2 protein-coding genes are annotated in these 3386 nt (G+C 64.3%); both read right to left on the minus strand.

Annotated elements, in window-relative coordinates:
- Window positions 1–286: 286 nt before the first annotated feature.
- A protein-coding gene (locus LLG88_14265; GenBank protein ID MCE5248074.1) for an IS3 family transposase occupies window positions 287–1707 on the minus strand; the annotation gives its coding sequence in 2 pieces (ribosomal slippage) (window positions 287–1363 and window positions 1366–1707; 1419 coding nt in all).
- Window positions 1708–1877: 170 nt separating this feature from the next.
- Complete coding sequence (locus LLG88_14270; protein MCE5248075.1) at window positions 1878–2606, minus strand: zinc ribbon domain-containing protein; 729 nt, start codon at window positions 2604–2606, stop codon at window positions 1878–1880.
- Window positions 2607–3386 lie beyond the last annotated feature (780 nt).

Consider the following 3386-nt stretch of genomic DNA (forward strand, 5'->3'; position numbering starts at 1 on the left):
CCCGAGCGAAGTTGGCGGTGCTGACCTGCAACTCACCTAATCGTTGTAGCGGGGTCGCAAGTCTGCAGCCCCTTCACAGTCAGACGCACGTCCAAGGGGAGACTCAAGACCGAGGTGCCGTTAGTGTAAGTGCATTGGTCAGGTCCCTCGATCACATACTCGAACGTAGTTACGAATGTCGTGGGCCTGTGCTTCGCGAATTCCCAAGTCATAACGTTCTCTTTGGTGACTCTGATGAGCATCGCTCGGCGCGTGTCAACGACTTTGAGACACCTGGCACACGAGTTTACTGACGTCTCTCCTCTGTCCGGGCGGCCGCCGGACGCGGCTTGTTGATCCACACCGCCGAGGGCAGCGGCAGCGGAACGGGCGCGTGTCGGACAAACCGTTCGGGATGGGCGGCGTAGGCGGCATCGAGGACCGCCTGGCGCCGGGCCAGCACGACCGGGGCGTCGCCGAAGTGGACCATCGCCGGCGTCAGCAACCCCAGCCCCGAGTGCCGATGCTCGTCGTTGTACCACGGGAAGAAGACATGGCCGAAGGCCCGGGCGTCTTCGATGGCCCCGAAGCGGTCGGGGAATTCCGGACGGTACTTCAGCGTTCGAAACTGGCTTTCCGAGTACGGGTTGTCGTCCGACACGTACGGGCGACTGTGGGTCTTGGTCACGCCCAGGTCGGCCAGCAAGAAGGCCACCGGCTTGGATCGCATGACGCGGCCCCGGTCGGCGTGGAGCGTCAGCTGACCGGGGGGAATCCCGTGTGTGGTGATCGTGTCGGCGATGAAGGCCTCCGCCAATTCGGCGCCTTCGCGATGCGCGATCATCCAGCCCACGACGTACCGGCTGAAGACGTCCAGGATCACGTAGAGGTAGAAGTAGGTCCACTTGGCGGGGCCGAGCAGCTTCGTGATATCCCAGCTCCAGAGGTGGTTCGGCGCGGTGGCCAGCAGTTCAGGCTTCTGGTACGTCGGATGAACCAGTTGATCACGCCGCTCGCGCGATTCCCCCGCCTGGGCGAGCACGCGGTACATCGTCCGGGTCGAGCACAGGTACGTGCCCTCGTCGAGCAGCGTGGCCTGCACCGCGGCCGGGGCGCGGTCGCGAAAGCGCTCCGCGTGCAGCACCGCCAAGACGGCCTCCCGCTCGTCGTCCCGGAGGGCGCGAGCCGGCAGCGGTCGTGTCGGGGCCGTCGGCGCCTCGACCCGACGCGGCTTCGGCCGCTGCCGGTAGAACGCCGCGCGGGCCACCCCGAGCGCGTCGCAGGCGCGGCGGATGCCGACGACGGCGCTCAGGTCGGTGACGGCCTCCATCACCGCGGCTCCTTCGACGCGCTCGAGGGTCTTCGCTCCTCCAGCAGCGCGGCCACTTTTTTTTGGACGTCGATGACGATCGCGGCCTTCCGCCACGCCTCCGTCAACCGCTGGGTGGCCTCCCGAAGCTGGCGGATCTCCTCGTCCTGCGGCGAGCGCGTGGGCTTCGGCCCGCGCGGCCGCGGCGTCAAGCCCTTGAGGATACCGGCCTGGCGCTCGCGGCGCCACGTGACCAGGTGCGACGAGTACAGGCCTTCCCGGCGGAGCAACGCCCCAATGCCCCCGTGGTCGGCCGCGGCATCCGCCGCCGCCAGGATGCGTTGCTTGTACTCCGCCGTGAACGTACGCCGCTTCGCGTCGATGACGACCTCCGGATCCGGCCGGGTCGGGCTGACCATGCCGCGCGCGTCCGGTGTGGCTCCCGCGCCACTCCGGTCGGCCTCGCTCCGCTCGGCCTCCCTGCGTTCCGCGGGAGCCACACCGGACGACGACCTCACCACCATCACGTTAGGCTTCACGCTGATCCTTCTTCTCGCCCCGCTCACTAAATCCAGCCAGGAGAATTGTCTCAGCTATGTTGGCACGGAGGGAGCGGCGGCACTGACGGTCGTCCTATAGCGACAAGTGCCTTCGAGACGGCCCGTCTCTCGGCGGCATACGTGTAGATCAGAAGCAGACCGCTTTCTGCGTGGCGTTGGACTGAGCGGTCTGTCGCGGCCTCGCTCTTCATGCGGTCGACTTCGTTCGCTATCTTGAGGATCTCCGTCGGTCTCTCGTGGAGGACGGCAATGAGTGTAGTGGTCGCGCCCTTTGCCACAGGTCCTAAGCGGGCTAGCGCCAGAATGCACTCAATCCTCGCGGCTCCCTGAGCATCGACGAGATTCTTTTCTCCATCTATCCCAAACTCGACAGGGGGTAGATCAGCATCCGACAGTCCAACTCTTCGCGGGGACTTGATTGCAGCCTCAAGGGCGGGCACGGAGACGTCCGCACCAGACGCACCGATCTGTGCCAGCGCCTTCGCAGCCCGGGCTCTCACATCAGGACTAGCGTCGCTCAGATCCGCAGCCCATTCTTGCAGACTCCGTCCCTCGTACGACAGATAGACTTGCCGTTTCTGGAAGATCATCGCGGCGACGGTCACAGCCACGATGATGACGAAACTCGCCACCGCGACCTTCTTGTTGTTCTCGTGGAGGAGCTCTAGAAGGGTACGCGGGGGAGCGCCGCAGTTCGGGCACGCTGCGGCCTTATCAGAGATCTCTCTTCCGCATTCACGACAGTGAATGAGTGCCATTCAATGCCTCCTGCCGAATGTGGGCGGGGAGCGAGCACTGGAGACTAGCCAACAGGCGTCGATCTGTCGGGCAGAATGTAGCATGAGCCTGCCACGGTGGGGACTACTTTCGGACCTGGCCGCCGAATCATTACGGTCATTTCGTCGGCGGGCCATCGACAGCCGGCGAAGAAGGTGAGTGTCCCCTTGTAGACCCGCGGGTAGGCGATTTGGTCGATCTCAACGCCCCGAACTTCGATCTTGATCTCGAGGCCATAGGCTTGGCGTGACCGTGCTTTTCCCTTGTACTCTAGGTCGGACGTTGGGAAGATAGTCGACCTGGAGGCACACGTGGGGAAAAGTAGACGAACGGCTGTTGGGTATATGCGAGGCGGCCGAGCGGATCGGCCTCTCGGTTGAGGCCATCCGCGGATGGCGCCATGCGCCCGATGAAGTGACCCACGATAGCGACCTCCTAGGACTCGTTCGGGACCCTGCGCAGACTACTGGGGCGAGTATCCTACCCCATGGTTGGACATTTCGGACCAATATCTACCGGCTTTCGTGGAACACCAAGATGGCCACTCGGTCCTGGCGGACCTTGCCGCTCAGGCTGGGGGCACTCCCGCAAGCTCCATCCGCTTGTAAAGCGTCCTGTCTGTCTGCCGCCGCGTACTGTCTCAGCCAAGAATGACCCGATCGATCATTCGCGCGAGTTCGGCGGCGTCTAGGGCGCCTCCCGGCTGATCGCGCGTCTCAATCAGAACACGTTCTGAATCAGCCGCGTCGTCCACGGGCCTT

The organism is bacterium (assembly GCA_021372775.1).
Classification (GTDB): Bacteria; Acidobacteriota; Polarisedimenticolia; order J045; family J045; genus JAJFTU01.

What these genes read in the sequence shown, in the direction of transcription:
- LLG88_14270 (MCE5248075.1), bottom strand. Translation starts at nt 2,606, where the DNA reads ATGGCACTCATTCACTGTCGTGAATGCGGAAGAGAGATCTCTGATAAG.